This window comes from Sporosarcina sp. HYO08, from assembly GCF_001563475.1.
Taxonomy (GTDB): domain Bacteria; phylum Bacillota; class Bacilli; order Bacillales_A; family Planococcaceae; genus Sporosarcina.
Genome location: NZ_LPUT01000027.1, coordinates 264,574 through 285,836, shown reverse-complemented (window position 1 = coordinate 285,836; position 21,263 = coordinate 264,574). Strand labels below are relative to the sequence as shown.

The following is a 21,263-nucleotide window of genomic DNA, read 5'->3' as shown; positions in this document are numbered from 1 at the left end:
CGTAAATTGTTTTTCTTTTAGAATAGGAAATATCTTTGTGCCATAGAAAGCTGCTCGAATGGTTCACATGTGATAACTTCTCCGTCAACTTTAACCTCATATGTTTCTGGGTTAATGTCGATGTCCGTTACTACATCGTTCCATTTCATGTCTTTTTTACCGATGTTACGGCAGTTTTTCACTGTTCCGATACGGCGTTTTAGACCAAGCTTTTCAGGTACACCTTTCTGAATAGCAGCTTTAGACATAAACGTGATGTTTGTGTCATGGATCAATGTGCCAAGAGCACCGTACATGCGGCGTCCCATAACTGGTTGTGGTGTCGGAATAGAAGCACTTGGATCACCGATTTGTGCGTAAGCAATCATACCGCCTTTTACTACGCGATCTGCTTTTACGCCGAAGAACTTTGGCTCCCAAATAACTAGGTCAGCAAATTTACCTTCTTCGATTGAACCTACTTCGTGTGAGATCCCTTGTGCAATCGCAGGGTTGATCGTATATTTCGATACATAGCGCTTAGCACGTACGTTGTCCGAACCGTTTGTTTCTTCAGCTAAAGGACCACGTTGTTTTTTCATTTTGTCTGCAGTTTGCCATGTTCTAAGAACCATTTCACCAGCACGGCCCATCGCAAGTGCGTCTGTTGACATCATACTAATAACGCCTAGGTCATGAAGAATGTCTTCAGCTGCAATTGTTTCTGGACGAATACGTGAGTCCGCAAACGCAACGTCTTCTGGAATGTCGTGCTTCAAGTGGTGACAAACCATAAGCATATCAAGGTGCTCATCGATTGTGTTAATCGTAAATGGTCTTGTTGGGTTTGTTGATGATGGTAATACGTTCGGATGACCAGCCATTGCCATAATGTCAGGAGCGTGTCCACCGCCTGCACCTTCAACGTGGAATGAGTGAATTACACGACCGTTAATTGCACGAAGTGTATCTTCAAGGAATCCTGCTTCGTTCAATGTGTCGGAGTGAATAGCAACTTGGATGTCAGCTTCGTCAGCTACTGTCAAGCTACGGTCAATCGACGCTGGTGTCGCACCCCAGTCCTCGTGAATCTTAAGACCCGCTGCACCTGCATCAATTTGTTCCATAATTGGCGCAAGGTTTGAAGCATGACCTTTTCCTAGGATCCCAACGTTGATTGGAAGTCCTTCTGTTGCTTTAAGCATTTTTTCAATATTCCATGGTCCAGGTGTAACTGTTGTCGCTTTAGAACCTTCCGCAGGTCCAGTTCCACCGCCAAATAAAGTCGTTACACCGTTAGCAAGTGCAACGTCAACTTGGTCTGGGTTGATGAAGTGTACGTGTGTGTCAATTGCGCCAGCTGTAACAATTTTACCTTCAGCAGCAATGACTTCTGTAGCTGTACCAACGATCATGTTTGGCGTAACGCCATCCATAATGTCCGGGTTACCGCCTTTACCGATGCCGACGATGTAACCGTCTTTCACACCGATATCCGCTTTGTAAATTCCTGTATGGTCAAGAATAAGTGCATTTGTAAGTAGAAGGTCAAGTACATTTTCATTGCGCGTGTATGTACCGTTTTCTCCCATACCTTCACGCAATACTTTACCGCCGCCGAAGTTTGTTTCGTCTCCGTAAACAGTATAGTCCTTCTCAACTTCGATCCAAAGATCTGTATCAGCGAGGCGAACCTTGTCCCCGACAGTTGGACCATAACTATTCGCGTACTGCTGTCTATTGATTTTCACTTATCATTCAACTCCTTTATAGCCTAGTTCTTTTGCTCTCTGAAGAATTTCTTCTTTGTTGTCAACGGAACCGTTTGTCAAATCTGAGATACCGTAAACAACACGGTTACCACCGATTTCCGTTAATTCAACTTCCTTCTCTTCGCCTGGCTCGAATCGAGCTGCTGTACCTGAAGGGATATTTAGTCTTTTACCAATTGCTACTGCACGGTCGAATGATAGTTCTTTGTTTACTTCGACAAAGTGAATGTGTGAGCCGACTTGGATCGGACGGTCTCCCATATTCGATACGCGAATAGTTGTTTTTTCACGACCAGCGTTAATTTCGATTTCGCCTTCCGCTACGCGGTATTCGCCGGGTACGATATAATTTTGATTACCCATTATTACTCGCCTCCTATGTTCAATGCATTCCTGGGGTTTATACCAATTTTTAAGAAATTGGATTGTGAACGGTTACGAGTTTTGTTCCGTCTGGGAAAGTCGCCTCTGCTTGGATATCAGCGATCATTTCTGGAACACCTTCCATAACGTCGTCTCTTGTCAATACGTGTCTTCCTTCTTCCATCAGCGCAGCAACCGTCTTGCCGTCACGTGCACCTTCCATGATGAAGCTCGTAATGATGGCAATCGATTCAGGATAATTTAACTTAAGACCTCTTGCTTTACGCTTCAAGGCCAATTCACTCGCCAGAAAGATTTGCAATTTTTCCTTCTCTGCTGGATTTAAATGCAATGCCTTTTCCTCCTTTACACTTATCTCACATGATTTATTTTGGTGAAATTCACCATTAGAAATCGATTGTACAACTTAATCGTCTGCACAACGTAATCGATTATACAACGTACAAATCGATTGTACAACGTAATCGATTATACAACGCACAAACCGCATATACAATGTACAAATCGTTTTAACTACGTTGAAGATTATATAACGTAAGTTTTAATACTTGCAACGATCATCTTGCACCTTTCACAAAAATGTCAAACAACTCATGAATACCCAGCCACCAAATTGACACTTTACTTTCATGCGTGATACACTGAGAATCCTTCTCGCTATACCTAATTCACAAACCAGTATTGACGTGTGACAAATCCTTGCTCCTTCATAATGACATCACTCCACGTGTGCGACGTATTTCCCCGGATCTATTAATGGTCCGAGTAATTTGCTGACCTTTTTCTATATACTGCAACTAATCATACAAATCATACTAGCCACTCCGATTGACAATCGCTTCATCACCTTCCTTTCTAGTCCCTGTCACTTTTTTAAAAAGCTTAATGTCCACTTCTGAACACTTGAATACATGTGTCAACTTTTCCAATTCTTTTCGGCCGATCAGTCTTCTCTTTCCCTGAAACTCTTCGAATAGACAGCCTCTTTATACTTTTTAAGTATCTCGATAATTGCTCAAAGCACATATATACACAGTCTTCCCCAATTACCTCTAAATCAAACCCAGTTTTTGACGAAAATTCGACAAAAACCTCTTCAAATGATATTTTGGCAAATGTCTTTACAATTCATGCATGACTTCCCAAATTAATGGTTCACGGAAATAGGCATGCCCACGCCTATTTCCACCATAAAAAAGCCTCTTCCCGACTCTCTCGGGAAGAGGCTGTAAACACCAATATTAACGTTTTGAGAACTGTGGTGCACGACGAGCGCCTTTAAGACCGTATTTTTTACATTCTTTCATGCGTGCTAAATTAAATTTTCTTCTTTTCACACTCGCTCTCCCGTGCCATGTCATCCCAGTAGGATTTCTTTACCACTTTTCCGTTTCGACGAATGCCATCCGAAGTATTTGAAGCCGCCAGTCATTCGCTATACTCATCGACCTTTTCGCGGCGGATTCTTCAAACTTTCTTCACACATCTATTTGCGACTATATTAATGAAGGAACTCCATTTCACCAACCCTTTTACCAAAAAAACTTCACATATTTCCACACTTTATTTCCCGCTTCCACCCCTCCCCTTCCGAACTGCTTTTTACTTCTTCGCATGTGCTTTGCCTGTGCGTATTTTCACCCTGCAGATAAACAGTAGCTAGGCGGCATCGCCTTACTACGCGCTTATTCTACTTTACCTACACCTTTTCAAAGCATTATGTACCTATTCTCCCCAATCACCTTCAAATCAAACTTATTGTCAGTGAAATTCGACTTGTTTTTTCACAATCACTATGATTATATGGGTATAGCAGAGATTGGAAAACGGTTACACGCTGTTCCACATGCAAAAACACCTCTTTTCCGATAAATCCACGGAAAGAGGCGCCACGAAATGCTGTGCAGTTTCATTTTCCCTAATTAGCAGATTTCATTTCCTTTAAAACGGAAAGAAAATACTTCCAATTACTCAACGTCGATGGTATGCTAAGATGCTCGTCTATCGTATGGACATTGTACATATCGGGTCCTATAGAAATCGCATCCAGTCCCGGAATTTTATCGATAAAAATACCGCATTCAATGCCGGCATGAACGGCGATAATTTCAATATCCTCTCCATTCTCTTCCTTGTACACTTTTTCAAATAATGAGCGAAGCGTTGAATTGGGATTGTACGGCCACTCTGGATAGTCGTTTTCGGTAAAGCACTTGCAGCCAATCGTTTTCGCAACTAACTCTGCATTCCTAACCATGGCATGTTTTAGACTCCTCACAGAACTTCTCAAGTCGCTTTCAAAAAGAATTTCCGCGTCTGTTGTTTTAACAATTCCTAAGTTAGTCGAAGACTCCACCAGATCCGCTATTTCCATGCTCATACTTTGAATCCCGTTTTGGATCAGCATGAGTGAAGCGATCGCTTTCTGCTTTGTTTCTTCCGTAAAAATCTTGCCAACATCATTTTCCACGCTTCTTAGACTAATATGCACTTCTGGATCGGAAGCTTTCAACTCGTTTTGTAAAATTGAATTCCATTCGTCTATTTTATTTTTCAATTTTTCGGCTGCATTTGCAGAAATTAAAATAACCGCATCTGTTTCGCGTGGAATGGCATTCGTTGCTGTTCCACCGTTTATCTGCTGTAGTGAAAAAGGAATTTCCGCAGACAAATCCGATAATATTCGCCCGATTATTTTATTGGCATTCCCTCTACCTTTATCAATGGAAATACCCGAATGCCCTCCTTTTAATCCCTTGATATGGACAGAATAAGCTAATTGATCGGGCGGGGCTTCTCCCCAAACGATCGGAAGAACTTGCGTTACTTTGATCCCGCCCGCACCGCTTACGAGCAGCTTGCGGTCCTCTTCCGAATCAATATTAATAAGCATCTTCCCTTCAAAATGGGCAGCATCTACGGCCAAAGCGCCGCCCATTGTCGTTTCTTCCTCCGTCGTAATGACAACTTCTAGCGCAGGATGAGGAATATCTTTTGAATCCAGCAAGGCAAGTGCATAGGCCACCGCGATTCCATTATCCGCCCCCAACGTTGTATCCGTAGCATAAAGCATGTCCCCAACGATTCTTAATTGAAGCGGATCTTTTTCAAAATCATGAGGATTTCCTTGATTCTTTTCGCAAACCATATCCATATGTCCTTGAATGATGATAGTCGGCGCGTTTTCATATCCGATTGTTGCAGGTTTCTTAATAATGACATTCAACGCTTCGTCTTGGATCACTTCCAAATGACGTTCCTTTCCAAAATCGACTAAATAGTTACTAATCGTTCTTTCATTTCCGGAACCTCTCGGGATCTTTGAAATTTCTAGAAAATAATAAAATACTGGGTGTGATGCTAGTTCTTCTAAATGAGTATACAAGTTAACCATCCTTTACTAGTCATTATGGACCGTAATTAATCGCAACAGCGATAATGATAAATACAATTTCCATCGCTAAAATACTTAAGAATAGCGGCCAAAGAAAGCGATACCAACGATCGATTGGAATACCGGCGATTCCGCAAATAACGACAACTGTAGAAGGCCAAAGCATATTGGCAAATCCATCTCCATATGAGAAGGCCAGCACAGCGATTTGGCGATTGAGTCCAATTGAGTCTGATAAAGGTGTCATAATCGGCATCGAAATTGCGGCCGCAGCACTTCCAGACGGCACAAAGAAATTAAGCATCGTTTGCAAGAAAATCATTCCACTTGCCGCCGCATAAGGCGATAAATCTTTAATCACATACGCCATATAATACACAACTGTATCAATGATATGCCCGTCCTGTAAAACTACTAAAATCGCGTTGGCTATCCCAATAATGAGGGCGGCATACACCATGTTTCAGCAGGCTTCTATAAAAGTATCGGCAATTTGTCCAAGAGACAGTCTGTTTACTAAACCGATAACAATCATCATAATGATGAATACGCCTGATAGTTCCGGAAGATACCAGCCGAATTTAATCGTCCCCGTCACTAAAGTTATAATGGTGCAACCGAATAAAATGAGACTGACTTTATGTGTAGGGGTAAACTTTGTATCCGCAAATCCGCCTTTTTCAACGCCCGAAAGAAAAGGGAACTCAATATTTTTGACAAGACTTTTCGTCGGGTCTTTTTTAACCTTGTTGGCATAACGCATCACAAAAAAGATTGAAATGGACATAAAAACGACAAACGCTACAGCCCGCAGCACAATACCTGAAAAAATCGGCAGTCCTGCGATGCCTTGCGCGATCCCAACCGTAAAAGGATTTGTAATGGCCGCTGCAAAACCGGTCGTAATACCGACGTAAACGATGGCAACACCGACTAACGCATCATAATCGGAATGTACCCGTAACTTTCCTCATACATCCCAAACCCGGCACCCATCGCTCCAAAGACAAACATGAACGCTGGAATGATTAGACCTTCTCTGCCTTTCATTTTCCTGACAAGTGCCCCAATACCGCTATTGAAAACGCCCGTCTTCGTAAGAATAAAGATAAATCCATAAGCAAAAAAGAGATAAAAAATAATTTCCGCTCCATTAATCATCCCTTTTTGAATGCTGATAAACATATCAAAAATACCAACAGGATTTTGCTCAACAGACTGGTAAGAACCCGGTACAACGAGCATTCTGTTCGTAGCCTCATCTTCTACTCTGTCAAATTCCCCTGCCGGAATCACATAAGTCATAATGGTCGTCAAAATAATAATGATACCCATAAAAACATAACTATGGGGCATTCGAAACTTAAATTTTTCCCGCGCAATCTCTCGCTCTTTTTTTCAAATGCAATAGCTTTTTCCATCATTAAACAGCCCCTTATCATAAATTTCGAATGCGAATGAGGGATCGATTACATTGATTGTAAATGCACAAGTCGCGGTGTCTTACTTGATGAATTTCCACTCTCTACTTTGCCTTTTAAATTGAAGCACTTACAAATCGATTTGAAAAGCCGGGAACAATGACTTAAATTGCATCATTGTTCCCCTTTTTAATCCGATAATGTTAGAACCTCATTTAGACAGTAAGGGCTTCCTTACTTAATATTATTTTTTTTGATCTATTAACAGCTCCAAGGAAAAGTCATCTTTTAACCATGTTTCTGCTTTGCCAATATCTTTGGAGAAGATGCGATCTTTTGCAATGAAAGGCACATGTTTTCGACCGTCCTCCAGTACCTGCCTCGTAATTGGCGCCATATGCTCAAGCCCTCGGATTTCTGCCGCCTGCATCGCACAGATCGCCTCGATGGCAAGAACGCGTCTTGCATTTCCTACAATTTGATAAGCGTGACGTGAACCGATTGTACCCATGCTCACATGATCCTCTTGATTGGCAGAAGAAGGAATAGAGTCCACACTTGCCGGATGTGCCAGTGTTTTATTTTCCGATACGAGTGAAGCGGCAGCATACTGCATAATCATTGCACCAGATTGAAGTCCCGGTTCTGCGCTTAGGAATGGCGGCAAGTCATTTAGCTGCGGATTGACAAGCCGTTCAATTCGGCGCTCCGATATATTCGCAAGTTCAGCAACCGCAATTTTGAGGAAATCCATTGCAAACGCAATCGGCTGACCGTGGAAGTTACCGCCGGAAATCACTACGTCGCCGCCGTCAAAAATGAGCGGATTATCCGTTGCCGCATTCATTTCGATTTCCAGCTTTTCTTTTACATAGTTTAAAGTTTGCCAAGATGCACCGTGTACTTGTGGAATACAACGAAGGGAATATGCATCTTGCACGCGAATTTCACCTTGCCTCGTTGTTAATTGGCTTCCTTCCAAATGATCCCGCATCCGCTTTGCAACGGCAATTTGTTCAGGGTAGCCGCGAACAATATGAATTTTTTCGTTAAATGCATCAATGATTCCTTTAAGCCCTTCCATTGTCATTGCTGCAATGGCTTCCGATTCATAGGCAAGTTTTTCTGCTTCCAAGTAGGTGACAACCCCCATAGCAGTCATTGCTTGTGTACCATTAATGAGCGCCAGTCCTTCTTTAGCCGTTAATATAATTGGGAAAATGCCTTCCTCCGCCATTGCATGCTGTGCATCCATTCGCTTACCCTTATAAAATACCTCCCCTTCCCCAAGAAGCGGAAGGACTAGATGGGAAAGCGGTGCCAAATCGCCGCTCGCCCCAAGAGAACCTTGCTGCGGAACAACTGGATGAATGCCGGCATTTACAAACTGCAACAATCGCTCGATCACCGTTTTTCGAATACCGGAAAATCCTTTTAATAATGCATTTGCACGCAAGACAAGCATCGCTCTGGAAACAAGTTCCGGAAACGGATCTCCTACCCCGCATGCATGCGAATGAATAAGGTTTAATTGCAATTCTTCCACATGATCCGGTTCAATAAGTACATCGCTAAACTTTCCAAATCCCGTCGTAATTCCATAAACGACCCGGCCTTCTTCTACGATTTGCTCCACCGCTTTACGACTATCTTCTACACGTTTCCAGCTATCTTCAGATGCCGTCACCATTTCTCCGTCAAATAAAATCTTGCTCATATCCTTTAATGTCAATGATTGACCTGTTAATACAACCATCATGCCACCAGCTTTCTTTTTTATTTTTTAGTTGACTGTAAAAGTGAAAATAAAAAAGGAGGCCGCACTAAAGAAATCATATAATATGATTTCAAAAGTACAGCCCCCTATTGTCTAAAATACACTGGGCTACAATAAGCGTATTCAATTTAAATATGATTAATGCCGAGACCTAGTGTCTCATGTTCCGAACCTTTGACCGGCGCACCGATTGTTCCATAAATCGCAACGGCTAACCAGCCGCCTTCTGAAGCACTTTCATAAGGATTCCCACGCACGACGGCAAAACGCAATCCAACTGTCCGCATAATGGGCCCTAATTGTATTTGACCGCGTGTAATACCATGGAGTGCCTCCATAATGGCATGGTACAAAGAATGCGTTTCACGGTAAATGTTGCTATCTATGACCCCGTGCTGTTTAGCAGCTACTTCAATTGCAGCGATCACCTTTTGCGAATCCATGGAGCCAACTTTACCGGTACAACTTTTCCAGTTTACTTCATTCGTTAGCTTTTGCAGTTGCTCCTTATTATCGTCCGCCAATACAAGCAATGCAGCATGGCGCCCGATCCGATGGTCTTTGCTTAACGCCATGGACTATTTCTCACTCTTTCTACTATTCTCTACTTTCACTAATGTTATCGTATAGCAAATGCTCCGAGTTGTCAAACTATTTTTATCTTTTCCACAGAATATAGTTCAAAGCGCAAAAAAGACCCTTCCCACATAAGTGAAAAGAGCCTGGAAATACTAATATTAACGTTTTGAGAACTGTGGTGCACGACGAGCGCCTTTAAGACCGTATTTTTTACGTTCTTTCATACGCGCATCACGTGTAAGTAATCCTGCTGATTTCAATGTTGAACGGAAATCTGGGTCTACGTTTAGAAGTGCACGTGCAACGCCGTGACGGATTGCGCCTGCTTGTCCTGTGTAGCCGCCACCGTGGACGTTTACAAGGACATCGTAGCTTCCAAGAGTTTCTGTTGCAACTAGAGGTTGTTTAATAACCTCACGAAGTGTTTCGAATGGTACGTAGTCTTCTGCGTCACGGTTGTTGATGACAATTTTGCCATCTCCAGGAACGAGACGTACACGAGCTACTGAACTTTTACGACGGCCAGTGCCGAGATATTGTACTTGTGCCAAAGGTATTTCCTCCTCTTAATTATCCGCGAAGCTCATATGCTTCTGGTTTTTGTGCTGTGTGCGGGTGCTCCGCTCCAGCGTATACATGAAGTTTCTTGAATGTTTGACGACCTAAAGGACCTTTTGGAAGCATTCCTTTAACCGCAAGCTCAAGCATTTTTGTTGGGTAGTTTGTACGCATTTCGTTTGCTGTACGTTGTTTAATGCCGCCAGTGTAACCTGAATGACGGTAGTAAATTTTGTCTTTCAATTTGTTACCTGATAGTTCGATTTTCTCAGCGTTGATGATGATGACGTGATCGCCAGTGTCAACGTGTGGTGTGAAAGTCGGTTTATGTTTACCGCGCAGAATTGCTGCAACTTCAGATGCAAGGCGACCTAGTGTCTGGCCTTCTGCATCGACAACGAGCCATTTACGCTCTACTTCGTGACCTTTAGCCATGAATGTTGTACGCATTTTCGTATCCTCCTAGAATGAATCTCAAAATCTGTTCCGTTTTCTCTATCCCTAAACACAAGAAACCTTCCGGGGCTTTTTTGTGGGGTTATTGAAATACCATTATTCATCTTATACCGATTTCAGTTGTAAGTCAAGCGATTTTCTCGAAAACACGAGGAAAAGTTGTCTCAACATTTGTAGGTGACTGACTGTAGGTACAAACCGTGTGCCGGCGCGGTTTTGCTCGCCTTTTTCCGGTCGCGCGCCGCTAGAATTTCCCGCACTTCTTCCGGACGATGCCAACCCCTTCCGACCGCCAATAACATGCCTGCGATCGTGCGCACCATATTGTACAAAAAGCCGTCTCCTTCAATTGTCATCACAAGAGCATCTCCCTGTTTTTCAAGTGTTAGCTCCCTAACGGTTCGCACTCGATTGGAAGTTGCCGTCTTGGATGAACAAAAGCTTGTAAAATCATGGGTGCCTAAGATATATTGTATCGCTTCTTTCATTTGCTCAAGATCCGGTCGCAAATTGCCAAGATGTACCATGTAATTACGCTCAAATGGGCTTTGTATTTCGCTATAAGACCATTTGTACACATACGTTTTTCCCGTTGCGGAATACCTTGCATGAAAATGTTCATCCACATATTCTGCATCTACAATGCGAATATCTTTTGGGAGCAGCACATTCAGCGCCATACACCATCGATCTGGCGTCAAAGAGAACGGCGTGTCAAAATGGATCACCTGTCCAGTTGCATGAACGCCTGCATCTGTTCGGCCGCTTGCTACTGAATGGATGGACTGATCCTTTTTATGAATTTTCACGAGTGCCTTATCAATTTCAGCCTGAACCGTTCGCAGACCTGGCTGGAACTGATAACCTGCAAAATTTGTTCCATCGTACGTAACGGTTGCTTTTACGCGATTCATATTTATCCCCTCAACCATATAAGAATACCAATGACAACCACAAGTAAGATAATGATTGCCGTGTCGCGCCAGCTCCATGTTAACTGGCGATACCGCGTTCTTCCTTCCCCTCCGCGATAGCCGCGGACTTCCATCGCGATGGCGAGATCCTCCGCCCGTTTAAATGCGCTGACAAACAACGGGACAAGCAAGGGAATAACGGCTTTAATACGCTGTTGAATTGTACCGCTGCTAATATCCGATCCACGCGCCAATTGCGCTTTCAAAATCTTGTCCGTTTCATCCATTAAAGTTGGGATGAAGCGTAAGGAAATAGACATCATAAGTGCTAACTCATGAACAGGCAGTTTAAATCGCTTCAATGGACCAAGTAAATCTTCCATTCCATCTGTAATCGAAATCGGTGATGTCGTTAACGTGAGAATGGATGTCATTAATACGAGCACAAGAAAGCGGGTCGAGATATAGATCCCCTGCCTTAACCCTTCCGTATACACTTTGATAAAACCCCAGTGAACTAAAAGCGATCCTTCTTTTGTGAAGAAAATATGCATAAGCATCGTAAAAACAATTAAAAATAAAATGGGTTTTAATCCGCTAAGTAGAAAATACAAGCGAATTCTAGAACTAAAAATGACAAGTAAAGTAAATGCTAAAAGGATTGCATAGGTAATCGTATTATTCGCTAAAAAGACCGCAATAATGAAAATAAATACAAACAATAACTTCGAACGCGGATCGAGCTTATGGACGAATGACGTACCCGGAATATAGCGACCGAATATCATTTTTTCTAACATGAGCGGTCACCAGCTTCCCGGGCTGCTTTCGCAATCGCTTCTGCAAGCTGTTCTTCCGTTAAGGCTAACCGATCTAACGGACGGCCAATTGTCTTTTCAAATTTGCGCTGAAATTGTACTGAACGTGGTAAACCAAGTCGATACGAAGCAAGCTTTTCTTCATCGGCAAATACATCCTTCGGTCCGCCAGTCATGACTGAACGACCATTATGCATCACAATCATATGATTTGCATACCGGGCTGCATCCTCCATGCTATGCGTCACAAGAATCGTCGTTAAATTCTCTTCCCTATGTAAGCGATGGAACAATTCCATAATCTCGTTTCGACCACGCGGATCAAGCCCCGCCGTCGGTTCATCTAATACGAGTACAGATGGGCGAAAGGCTAATACACCGGCAATGGCGACACGACGCATTTGTCCGCCTGATAAGTCAAATGGAGACTTTTCCGCAACGTCTGCTGGTAAGCCCAATAATGCAATCAGTTCATGCGCTCGCTTTCTCGCTTCCTCCTCGGGAACACCAAAGTTCATCGGGCCAAACATAATGTCTTTTTCGACCGTCTCTTCAAAAAGTTGATGCTCTGGAAATTGAAAAACAATGCCAACTTTACGGCGTACTTCTTTTAAATCTTTTCCCTTGGTGGCTTTCGTGATTTGGGCGTTACCAATTTGGACAATACCTTCTGACGGCTTCAATAAACCATTTAAATGCATTAAAAGTGTAGACTTGCCTGAACCTGTGTGGCCGATAATCGCTGTATAGGAGCCGGAGGGAATGGTCACATCTACCCCTTGTAATGCCCTTTTTTCAAAAGGCGTATCCTTACCATATAAATAGCCTACTTGCTGAAGTGAGATGTCCATAATTCATTCACCAACTCTTCTTCTGTCATTTGCTCTTCCTTAAGCGCCACACCTTCGTCTTGCAACAATCGAGATACTTTTAATGCGAACGGTAAATCTAGCCCAATCGCTTCCAATTCTTCTCCCCTTGAGAAAATTTCCCTTGGTGTACCAATCGTTAATAATTGACCTTTATTCATTACGACAACGCGGTCGGCCAGTAGCACTTCTTCCAGGTCATGCGTGATCGAAAGTACCGTAAGGCCAGACTCCCGCTTCAAGTCCTCGACGACTTGAATCACTTCTTGTCGTCCTTGAGGATCTAGCATAGACGTTGCCTCATCTAATATAAGTAGCCGCGGTTCTAATGCGAGAGCTCCTGCAATCGCGACACGCTGCTTCTGTCCCCCTGAAAGATGGTGTGGTTCATGATTGAGAAAGTCTTCCATCTTCACTTGCGCAAGTGATGTATGCACACGGCTTACCATTTCTTCAAATGGAATACCTTTGTTCTCCAGGGCAAATGCAACATCATCCTGCACCGTAGAACCAACAAACTGATTGTCCGGATTTTGGAACACGATCCCCATTTTAGAACGCAGCTCCCAAATATTGTCTTTCGTCAGTTGTTCTCCAAACAGTTCCACTCCGCCTTCGTCTGGAAACAATAGCCCGATCATTAACTTTGCAAGTGTCGATTTGCCCGAACCATTATGTCCCACGATGGCGATCCATTCCCCTTCGCGCACTGCAAACGAAACATCATCAACCGCTTTCCTAGCTTGCCCTTCCTCTGCCCGATAGGAAAACGCTAGATGCTGAACCGAAAGTATTTCCGAAGTCACCTTCTCACCCCCAGCAAACTTGTATATGTATAGAGAGAAGATTCCACCCCATAATATGGGAGGAATCTATCCTTGCTAAATAAAGATAAAAAAAAAGCGCGCACCTCATCCGAAGAAATGCGCTCACATCTATAAATCCGCACCGGGTGCTCAAGTCCGATCCGTTGGATGAGGTGCGTAGAGCTAGACCCCACGGCCAAAACCGTTGATCGTAACACTCAGCTTTTCCAATTGTCGTATAAACCATAGTACAAAAAGGGTGCGATTATCGCACACCCTCTGCATATTAAACCATCTACGCCGAGGCGTAATGTAGATTAGACTAACTCAATTACGACGACAGGTGCTCCGTCACCGCGACGAGGTCCCATTTTCATGATACGTGTGTAACCGCCTTGACGCTCTGCATAGCGAGGTGCAACCGTATCAAAAAGCTTTTGAATTGCAAACACTTCTTTCTCGTTGCCTTCTTCGTCAGTCGTTGTAACGAGTTCCCGACGGATGAATTGTGCAACTTGACGACGTGCATGCAAGTCCCCACGCTTACCAAGCGTAATCATTTTTTCAACGACTGAACGCAATTCTTTCGCACGCGCTTCTGTTGTTTGAATGCGCTCATGTACGATCAAATCTGTCGCTAGGTCGCGTAGCATTGCTTTACGTTGTGAACTTGTACGTCCAAGTTTTCTGTATGCCATAGAAGTTTCCCTCCTTCAGTCTAGATAATCGCTCAATCTTCTGTGCGTAACTCTAAGTTAAGCTCATCCAATTTTGCTTTCACTTCTTCAAGTGATTTACGTCCAAGATTTCGCACTTTCATCATTTCTTCCTCAGTCTTGCTTGCAAGCTCGAGTACTGTATTGATGCCTGCACGTTTTAGGCAGTTATAGGATCTAACGGAAAGATCTAGTTCTTCAATTGTCATTTCCAGAACTTTTTCTTTCTGATCTTCCTCTTTTTCCACCATAATTTCTGCAGTTTGCGCTTCATCGGTCATACCAACAAATATATTTAAGTGCTCCGTCAGGATTTTTGCCCCGAGTGAAACAGCTTCTTTTGGACCGATGCTTCCATCTGTCCAAATATCAAGTGTCAACTTATCGAAGTTCGTCATTTGACCAACACGAGTGTTTTCAACTTGGAAGTTTACGCGTGAAACTGGAGTGTAAATAGAGTCGATCGGAATAACGCCAATCGCAAGATCCTCACGTTTGTTCTGATCGGAAGGTGCATATCCTCGTCCACGAACTGCATACATGCGCATGCGTAAGTGTCCATTTTTACCAAGTGTCGCAATTGGCAGTTCCGGATTCAACACTTCTACGTCACTATCATGTGTAATGTCCGCAGCTGTTACAACTCCTTCACCTTTCACATCTATCTCAATTACTTTCTCTTCATCTGAATAGATTTTAAGAGCCAGTTTTTTCACGTTCAAAATAATTGACGCGACGTCTTCAACGACACCTTCAATTGTTGAGAACTCGTGGAGCACGCCATCAATCTGAATAGACGTCACAGCAGCACCAGGTAATGAGGATAGAAGGATGCGGCGCAAGGAATTCCCTAAGGTGTTTCCGTATCCACGCTCAAGCGGCTCAATGATAAATTTACCGAACTTGGAATCTTCACTGATCATCACTGTTTCAATCTTCGGTTTTTCAATCTCGATCATTCATTTACCCTCCTTCAAAACGTCGAATGTAAAGGCCGTTCCATATTGAAATCGATTTACAAACGGCAAATTGCAATCGCACAATTCATTTTTGACAAAAATTGTGATTCTCAATCAAATGGAGTGAAAGCCATTATACACGGCGGCGTTTTGGCGGGCGGCATCCGTTGTGCGGAACCGGAGTAACGTCACGAATCGCTGTTACTTCAAGACCTGCTGCTTGTAGTGAACGAATTGCTGCTTCACGTCCAGCACCTGGGCCTTTAACCGTAACTTCCAACGATTTTAAACCATGTTCCATTGATACTTTCGCAGCTGTTTCAGCAGCCATTTGAGCAGCAAATGGAGTTGATTTACGGGAGCCTCTGAAGCCTAGTGCACCTGCACTTGACCATGATAATGCGTTCCCTTGCATGTCAGTAATTGTTACAATTGTATTGTTGAACGTCGAACGGATGTGTGCAATACCAGATTCGATATTCTTTTTCACGCGACGTTTACGAGTTTGTTGTTTACGTGCCATGTTAAGAAGAAACCTCCTTTACCTATTATTTTTTCTTGTTCGCTACAGTCCGCTTAGGACCTTTACGAGTACGGGCATTGTTTTTCGTGTTTTGACCACGAACTGGTAAACCACGACGGTGACGGATGCCACGGAAGCTACCAATTTCCATCAAACGTTTGATGTTAAGTGAAGTTTCACGGCGAAGATCACCTTCAACTTTTAGTCCGTCAATTTGTTCACGAATTTTATCAAGCTCAACATCGGTAAGATCACGTACACGTGTCTCTTCAGAAACGCCAGCTGCTTTTAGTACTTCTTGTGCTGTTGTTTTACCAATACCGAAAATGTAAGTTAATGAGATTACGACGCGCTTATCGCGCGGAACGTCTACACCAGCAATACGTGCCATATAAGTTGTGCACCTCCTTCTGAATTAGCCTTGTCTTTGTTTGTGTTTTGGATTTTCACAGATTACCATTACTCGGCCGCGTCTGCGAATAACTTTACATTTTTCACAGATCGGTTTTACAGATGGCCTTACTTTCATCTTACCCAACCTCCTTCAATAGTCCGGAGTGCAAAAGTTTATTTAAAACGGTATGTGATACGACCACGTGTCAAATCATAAGGCGAAAGTTCCATTGTCACTTTGTCGCCAGGCAGGATGCGGATAAAGTGCATACGGATTTTGCCTGATACATGGGCAAGAATCGTATGGCCGTTTTCCAGCTCTACTTTGAACATCGCATTTGGCAACGTTTCGACTACGGTACCTTCAACTTCAATTACATCGTCTTTCGCCATCAATCCTGTCTCCCTTCTATATACAATAAAGGTTCTCACCACTTGGCGGCATCAGTCGCCTTGAAAGCTTCCTTAACATATGTCCGGATTCCATGAAGTGATGTTCAAAAGACGCCTGTCACCTTTCGTTTCCCTGCAAAGTCACTCTGCCTGAAAATCGAGTCGGTTGAACACGACCGTCTGAAGTGCCTTGGATGAGTTCCTAGTTGCGCTATAAATTTTCTACGAAATACATTATACATGTCTTGACACTAAAATGCATTTAGTATGCGGAAGATCATAACGCCTGCTGTACTCCGACCAGATCTAATACCGGGCACCATATGCTTTTGCAGCTCGTTGATACGATCTTTCCGTGCAGCATTCCTATACTGCCCAAATTCGGCATATATTAACTGTGCCCGGAAAGTGTCACTGTCCGCTTTCTGTCAGAATTGCGTCCAGATCTTTGAATACGTCATTGATATTCTGTTGTCCATCGATGTTTGCAAGAACACCTTTAGCGTCGTAAAACGCTAGAAGTGGTGCAGTTTGGTTCATATTTACTTCCAGACGGTTCGTAACAGTTTCCGGATTGTCATCCGCTCGCTGATAAAGTTCGCCGCCATCCTTGTCACACTTCCCTTCAACCTTTGGTGGGTTGAATTGAAGATGGTAGGATGTGCCACATTCTTTACAAATGCGACGGCCTGTAAGCCGTGCGACAAGTTCTTCTTTTTCAACTTGAATGTTTAGCACATGTTCGATTCCGCGATCCATATCCGCTAGAAGTTCATCTAGTGCTTCTGCCTGCGCTACTGTGCGCGGAAAACCATCAAGTAAGAAACCTTTATCGCAATCGGATTTGCTTAATCGTTCACGCACGATTCCGATTGTTACTTCATCAGGAACAAGAGCTCCTTGATCCATGAACGATTTTGCTTTGACTCCAAGTTCCGTGCCTTCTTGAATGGCAGCACGGAACATATCGCCTGTAGAAATATGAGGGATTTCGTACTTTTCGACAATTTTATCTGCCTGTGTGCCTTTACCGGCGCCAGGTAGACCCATTAATACGATATTCATACGTATTGCCCTCCACATTCATATTCGCCGAACGAGATATTCTCTAAACGACTTATTTTATAAAGCCTTTGTAATGCCTTTTCACAAGCTGCGACTCAAGCTGTTTCATCGTTTCCAAGGCAACCCCGACAACGATGATTAAACTTGTTCCGCCAATTTGCGCAGACGATGGTAAGTTTGCGAAATTGATGAAGAATATAGGCATGATAGAAACGACAGCAAGGAAAATCGCGCCAACAAATGTCAATCTATACAAAGTGCTTGTTAAGTAATCTTGTGTGTTTTGTCCCGGTCGGATACCTGGTATATATGCACCTTGGCGTTTCAAATTATCCGTCACATTCTCAGGATTGACCTGAATGAACGCGTAAAAATAAGTGAAAGCGAGAATGAGTGCAACGTAAAAGACCATACCTACTGGTTTCGTGTAATCAGTGTAATTCAAAATAGCTGTTGTTACACTGTTTGTGCCGAAAAACGTTGCAATCGATTGCGGTGTCATAAAGAACGCTGAAGCGAAGATGACCGGAATAACGCCAGCAGCATTTAATTTCAAAGGTAAGTGTGTCTGTTGGCCAGCCGTTGTTTGGTTGCGACCTGTGACACGTTTCGCATATTGGATCGGAATTTTACGCAATGCTTCTTGTACGTAGATAACTCCGACAGTAATCGCAATGACCACAAGGAGAAGCAGCGCCATAATTGCAATTCGAATAAATAACGCATCGCCTGCACCTTCGATCTGAGTTGCGTAAAGTTGGTTGACTGCATTTGGAATCCCAGCGACAATACCTGCAAAAATAATGATAGAAATACCATTTCCGACACCTTTTGCCGTAATTTGTTCGCCGAGCCAGAGTAGAAATGCAGTTCCTGCCGTCAATACGATCGCGATCACCACATATGTCGAAATGCCTTCTGCTTTCACCAAAGTACCATCGTACATACGGTTAAACCCAAATGACATGGCAATTGCTTGGATAAAAGCAAGGACTATCGTAAAATATCGTGTGAATTGTGCAAGTTTCCGTCTTCCGACATCTCCTTGCTTAGCCCACTCTGTAAATTTTGGTACGACGTCCATCTGCAAGAGTTGCACGATGATCGACGCTGTAATGTATGGCATAATTCCCATCGCTAAAATCGAGAAGTTAGCGAGGGCACCACCGCCAAATACATTCAATAAGCCAATAAAGTTGTTATCGGATTGTTGTAGAGCTGTCGCATCAACGTTTGGAACAGGAATAAAAGTCCCGATTCTAAAAACGATGAGCAAAAGCAAAGTGAAAAAAATTTTAGACCTGATATCTCTAACACGCATAAAGTTGGAGATCGTCTGAAACATTAAACCACCTCGGTTTGCCCGCCCGCTTTTTCAATCGCTTCTTTTGCAGAAGCAGAGAATTTGTGAGCCTTGACAGTGATCTTTTTATCAAGAGTTCCGTTACCAAGAATCTTAATGCCGGACTTTGCGTTGCTCACAATGCCTGTTTCGATAAGAAGTTCAGGTGTTACTTCTGTTCCTTCTTCGAAACGATTTAGCGTGTCAAGGTTGACGATCGCAAATTCTTTACGGTTGATGTTCGTAAATCCACGTTTAGGTAGACGTTGGAAAAGTGGAATTTGACCACCTTCAAATCCAAGACGTACACCGCCGCCAGAACGGGCATTTTGACCTTTGTGACCTTTACCGGAAGTTTTACCCCATCCAGAGCCGATCCCACGACCAATACGCTTACGTACTTTACGTGCACCTTCAGCCGGTTTCATTTCGTGTAGTTTCATATCATTGGCACCTCCTTATCAAAAAATCGGAATTATTGTTCCTTAACTGTAACTAAGTGTCCCACTCGGTTGATCATACCGCGAATTGCCACGTTATCTTCGTGTTCAACCGTTTGGTTCAATTTGCGTAGACCAAGTGCCTCGACTGTTTTACGTTGTGCAGGTTTTGAACCAATTACACTTTTCGTAAGGGTGATCTCAAGTTTTTTAGCCATTGTGTTTCCCCCCTTAACCTAACAGTTCTTCTACAGATTTACCGCGCAATTTTGCTACTTCCTCCGCGCGTTTCAAATTCTTTAATCCTTCTACAGTTGCACGAACCATGTTGATTGGTGTGCTTGAACCGAGGGATTTTGATAGGATATCTGTGATTCCTGCCAGTTCAAGAACGGCACGGACAGGTCCACCAGCGATAACTCCAGTACCTGGTGCTGCAGGCTTGATAAGGATTTGACCAGCACCGAAGCGTCCAATTACTTCGTGTGGAGTCGTTCCTTTAACCATAGGTACAGTTACTAGGTTCTTTTTCGCATCTTCGATAGCTTTGCGGATCGCATCTGGAACTTCCTGAGCTTTTCCAGTACCAAAGCCTACACGTCCATTCTTATCTCCGACAACAACGAGAGCAGTAAAGCGGAAACGGCGTCCACCTTTAACAACTTTCGCTACGCGGTTAATCGTAACTACGCGTTCTTCGAATTCACTTTTAATTTGATCATTACGACGCATGAAATTTGTCCCTCCTTCTTAATTAAAATTCCAGACCGTTTTCACGTGCTGCATCTGCCAAAGCTTTCACACGGCCGTGAAATAGGTAACCGCCACGGTCGAATACAACCGATTTAACGTCCTTTTCAGAAGCTTTTTTCGCAATAAGCTCGCCGACTTTAGCTGCCGCTGCAGTATCTGCTTTGGAATCAGATTGGAAATCCTGGTCCATTGTAGAAGCACTTGCAATCGTTACACCATTTGCGTCATCGATCAACTGTGCATAGATATGCTTATTTGAACGGAAAACGTTTAGGCGTGGACGCGCTGCAGTACCGCTGATTTTCGTACGCACACGTGCATGACGCTTTTTACGGACAGCATTCTTATCTTGTTTCGTAATCATCGTGGTCACTCCTTCCGGTATGCCTTATGCGGCATTATTTACCTGTTTTACCTTCTTTACGACGTACGTGTTCGCCTTCGTAGCGAATACCTTTGCCTTTGTAAGGCTCTGGTGGACGTACTTGTCTAATGTTTGAAGCAAGAGCACCTACGCGTTCTTTATTGATGCCGCGAACGATGATCTTTGTGTTTGCAGGAACTTCAACTTCAATTCCTTCTTCTGGCGTGAACTCAACTGGGTGGGAATAACCAACGTTCAATACAAGTTTTTTGCCTTGAAGTTGTGCACGGTATCCAACACCAATTAGTTCTAGTGAGCGTTCAAAGCCTTTTGAAACGCCTGTCACCATGTTGTCAAGAAGTGAACGTGTCGTTCCATGAATTGAACGATGTTCTTTTGAATCAGAAGGGCGTTCTAAAGTAATAACGTTACCTTCCTGTACGATTTTAATATCAGAGTTCAAAGTGTTTGTAAGTTCGCCTTTCGGACCTTTCACTGTAACAAAGTTATCCTCGGAAACTGTTACTGTTACGTTTTCAGGTACTTCGATCGGTCTATTACCAATACGTGACATTCAATTGCACCTCC

Annotated in this window: 25 protein-coding genes and 2 pseudogenes; all 27 read right to left on the bottom strand. The window is 43.3% G+C overall.

Annotated elements, in window-relative coordinates; genetic code table 11:
• Positions 1-17 precede the first annotated feature (17 nt).
• Positions 18-1,730, bottom strand: a complete 1,713-nt coding sequence (gene ureC, locus AU377_RS10655) for an urease subunit alpha (protein ID WP_067407747.1) — start codon at positions 1,728-1,730, stop codon at positions 18-20.
• A 3-nt stretch (positions 1,731-1,733) separates the two neighbouring features.
• On the bottom strand, positions 1,734-2,114 hold the full coding sequence (locus AU377_RS10650; protein WP_216635651.1) for an urease subunit beta: 381 nt from the start codon (positions 2,112-2,114) through the stop codon (positions 1,734-1,736).
• 49 nt (positions 2,115-2,163) lie between these two features.
• A complete protein-coding gene (gene ureA / locus AU377_RS10645; protein WP_067407746.1) occupies positions 2,164-2,466 on the bottom strand; it encodes an urease subunit gamma in 303 nt (100 codons plus the stop codon).
• 910 nt (positions 2,467-3,376) lie between these two features.
• A pseudogene (gene rpsI / locus AU377_RS15540) lies at positions 3,377-3,448 on the bottom strand (30S ribosomal protein S9); the annotation flags it as partial.
• A 605-nt stretch (positions 3,449-4,053) separates the two neighbouring features.
• The gene (locus tag AU377_RS10640; protein WP_067407745.1) at positions 4,054-5,520 is read right to left on the bottom strand and encodes an aminoacyl-histidine dipeptidase; all 1,467 of its coding nucleotides are present in this window, start codon (positions 5,518-5,520) and stop codon (positions 4,054-4,056) included.
• Between the two features lie 22 nt (positions 5,521-5,542).
• Positions 5,543-6,834: pseudogene (locus tag AU377_RS15775) on the bottom strand (YfcC family protein).
• A gap of 360 nt (positions 6,835-7,194) precedes the next feature.
• Entirely contained in the window at positions 7,195-8,706 is a 1,512-nt protein-coding gene (gene hutH / locus AU377_RS10620) for a histidine ammonia-lyase (RefSeq protein ID WP_067407741.1), read from the bottom strand.
• 149 nt (positions 8,707-8,855) lie between these two features.
• A complete protein-coding gene (gene hutP, locus AU377_RS10615; protein WP_067407740.1) occupies positions 8,856-9,302 on the bottom strand; it encodes a hut operon transcriptional regulator HutP in 447 nt (148 codons plus the stop codon).
• 162 nt (positions 9,303-9,464) lie between these two features.
• A complete protein-coding gene (gene rpsI, locus AU377_RS10610) occupies positions 9,465-9,857 on the bottom strand; it encodes a 30S ribosomal protein S9 (RefSeq protein WP_067407739.1) in 393 nt (130 codons plus the stop codon).
• Between the two features lie 19 nt (positions 9,858-9,876).
• Positions 9,877-10,314, bottom strand: a complete 438-nt coding sequence (gene rplM, locus AU377_RS10605; RefSeq protein WP_067407738.1) for a 50S ribosomal protein L13 — start codon at positions 10,312-10,314, stop codon at positions 9,877-9,879.
• 170 nt (positions 10,315-10,484) lie between these two features.
• The gene (truA, locus tag AU377_RS10600; RefSeq protein WP_067407737.1) at positions 10,485-11,234 is read right to left on the bottom strand and encodes a tRNA pseudouridine(38-40) synthase TruA; all 750 of its coding nucleotides are present in this window, start codon (positions 11,232-11,234) and stop codon (positions 10,485-10,487) included.
• Positions 11,235-11,236: 2 nt separating this feature from the next.
• A complete protein-coding gene (locus AU377_RS10595) occupies positions 11,237-12,034 on the bottom strand; it encodes an energy-coupling factor transporter transmembrane protein EcfT (protein ID WP_067407736.1) in 798 nt (265 codons plus the stop codon).
• Positions 12,028-12,903 (bottom strand): energy-coupling factor ABC transporter ATP-binding protein, encoded by an 876-nt coding sequence (locus AU377_RS10590; RefSeq protein WP_067407735.1) that lies wholly within the window; start codon positions 12,901-12,903, stop codon positions 12,028-12,030. The genes AU377_RS10595 and AU377_RS10590 overlap by 7 nt, the downstream gene beginning before the upstream one ends.
• Positions 12,879-13,727, bottom strand: coding sequence for an energy-coupling factor ABC transporter ATP-binding protein (locus AU377_RS10585; protein WP_067407734.1), 849 nt, complete (start codon positions 13,725-13,727; stop codon positions 12,879-12,881). The genes AU377_RS10590 and AU377_RS10585 overlap by 25 nt, the downstream gene beginning before the upstream one ends.
• A gap of 317 nt (positions 13,728-14,044) precedes the next feature.
• Positions 14,045-14,425, bottom strand: a complete 381-nt coding sequence (gene rplQ / locus AU377_RS10580; protein WP_067407733.1) for a 50S ribosomal protein L17 — start codon at positions 14,423-14,425, stop codon at positions 14,045-14,047.
• 32 nt (positions 14,426-14,457) lie between these two features.
• Positions 14,458-15,402, bottom strand: coding sequence for a DNA-directed RNA polymerase subunit alpha (locus AU377_RS10575; RefSeq protein ID WP_067407732.1), 945 nt, complete (start codon positions 15,400-15,402; stop codon positions 14,458-14,460).
• Between the two features lie 133 nt (positions 15,403-15,535).
• Positions 15,536-15,925: a 30S ribosomal protein S11 gene (gene rpsK, locus AU377_RS10570; protein WP_067407731.1), complete on the bottom strand. Its 390-nt coding sequence runs from the start codon at positions 15,923-15,925 to the stop codon at positions 15,536-15,538.
• Positions 15,926-15,950: 25 nt separating this feature from the next.
• Positions 15,951-16,316, bottom strand: a complete 366-nt coding sequence (rpsM, locus tag AU377_RS10565) for a 30S ribosomal protein S13 (RefSeq protein WP_067407730.1) — start codon at positions 16,314-16,316, stop codon at positions 15,951-15,953.
• A 24-nt stretch (positions 16,317-16,340) separates the two neighbouring features.
• Positions 16,341-16,454 carry a 50S ribosomal protein L36 gene (rpmJ, locus tag AU377_RS15350; protein WP_076758849.1) on the bottom strand — a complete coding sequence of 38 codons (114 nt, stop codon included), beginning with the start codon at positions 16,452-16,454 and terminating at the stop codon, positions 16,341-16,343.
• A 38-nt stretch (positions 16,455-16,492) separates the two neighbouring features.
• Positions 16,493-16,711 (bottom strand): translation initiation factor IF-1, encoded by a 219-nt coding sequence (infA, locus tag AU377_RS10560; protein ID WP_060203457.1) that lies wholly within the window; start codon positions 16,709-16,711, stop codon positions 16,493-16,495.
• Between the two features lie 411 nt (positions 16,712-17,122).
• Entirely contained in the window at positions 17,123-17,776 is a 654-nt protein-coding gene (locus AU377_RS10555) for an adenylate kinase (protein ID WP_067407729.1), read from the bottom strand.
• A 52-nt stretch (positions 17,777-17,828) separates the two neighbouring features.
• Positions 17,829-19,121 carry a preprotein translocase subunit SecY gene (secY, locus tag AU377_RS10550; protein ID WP_067407728.1) on the bottom strand — a complete coding sequence of 431 codons (1,293 nt, stop codon included), beginning with the start codon at positions 19,119-19,121 and terminating at the stop codon, positions 17,829-17,831.
• The gene (rplO, locus tag AU377_RS10545) at positions 19,121-19,561 is read right to left on the bottom strand and encodes a 50S ribosomal protein L15 (RefSeq protein ID WP_067407727.1); all 441 of its coding nucleotides are present in this window, start codon (positions 19,559-19,561) and stop codon (positions 19,121-19,123) included. Before rplO ends, secY begins: the two co-directional genes overlap by 1 nt.
• A 32-nt stretch (positions 19,562-19,593) precedes the next feature.
• The gene (rpmD, locus tag AU377_RS10540; RefSeq protein WP_067407726.1) at positions 19,594-19,776 is read right to left on the bottom strand and encodes a 50S ribosomal protein L30; all 183 of its coding nucleotides are present in this window, start codon (positions 19,774-19,776) and stop codon (positions 19,594-19,596) included.
• A 13-nt stretch (positions 19,777-19,789) separates the two neighbouring features.
• Complete coding sequence (gene rpsE / locus AU377_RS10535) at positions 19,790-20,290, bottom strand: 30S ribosomal protein S5 (protein WP_067407725.1); 501 nt, start codon at positions 20,288-20,290, stop codon at positions 19,790-19,792.
• A gap of 22 nt (positions 20,291-20,312) precedes the next feature.
• Entirely contained in the window at positions 20,313-20,675 is a 363-nt protein-coding gene (rplR, locus tag AU377_RS10530) for a 50S ribosomal protein L18 (protein WP_067407724.1), read from the bottom strand.
• A gap of 34 nt (positions 20,676-20,709) precedes the next feature.
• Positions 20,710-21,249 (bottom strand): 50S ribosomal protein L6, encoded by a 540-nt coding sequence (gene rplF / locus AU377_RS10525; protein ID WP_067407723.1) that lies wholly within the window; start codon positions 21,247-21,249, stop codon positions 20,710-20,712.
• Positions 21,250-21,263: the final 14 nt, after the last annotated feature.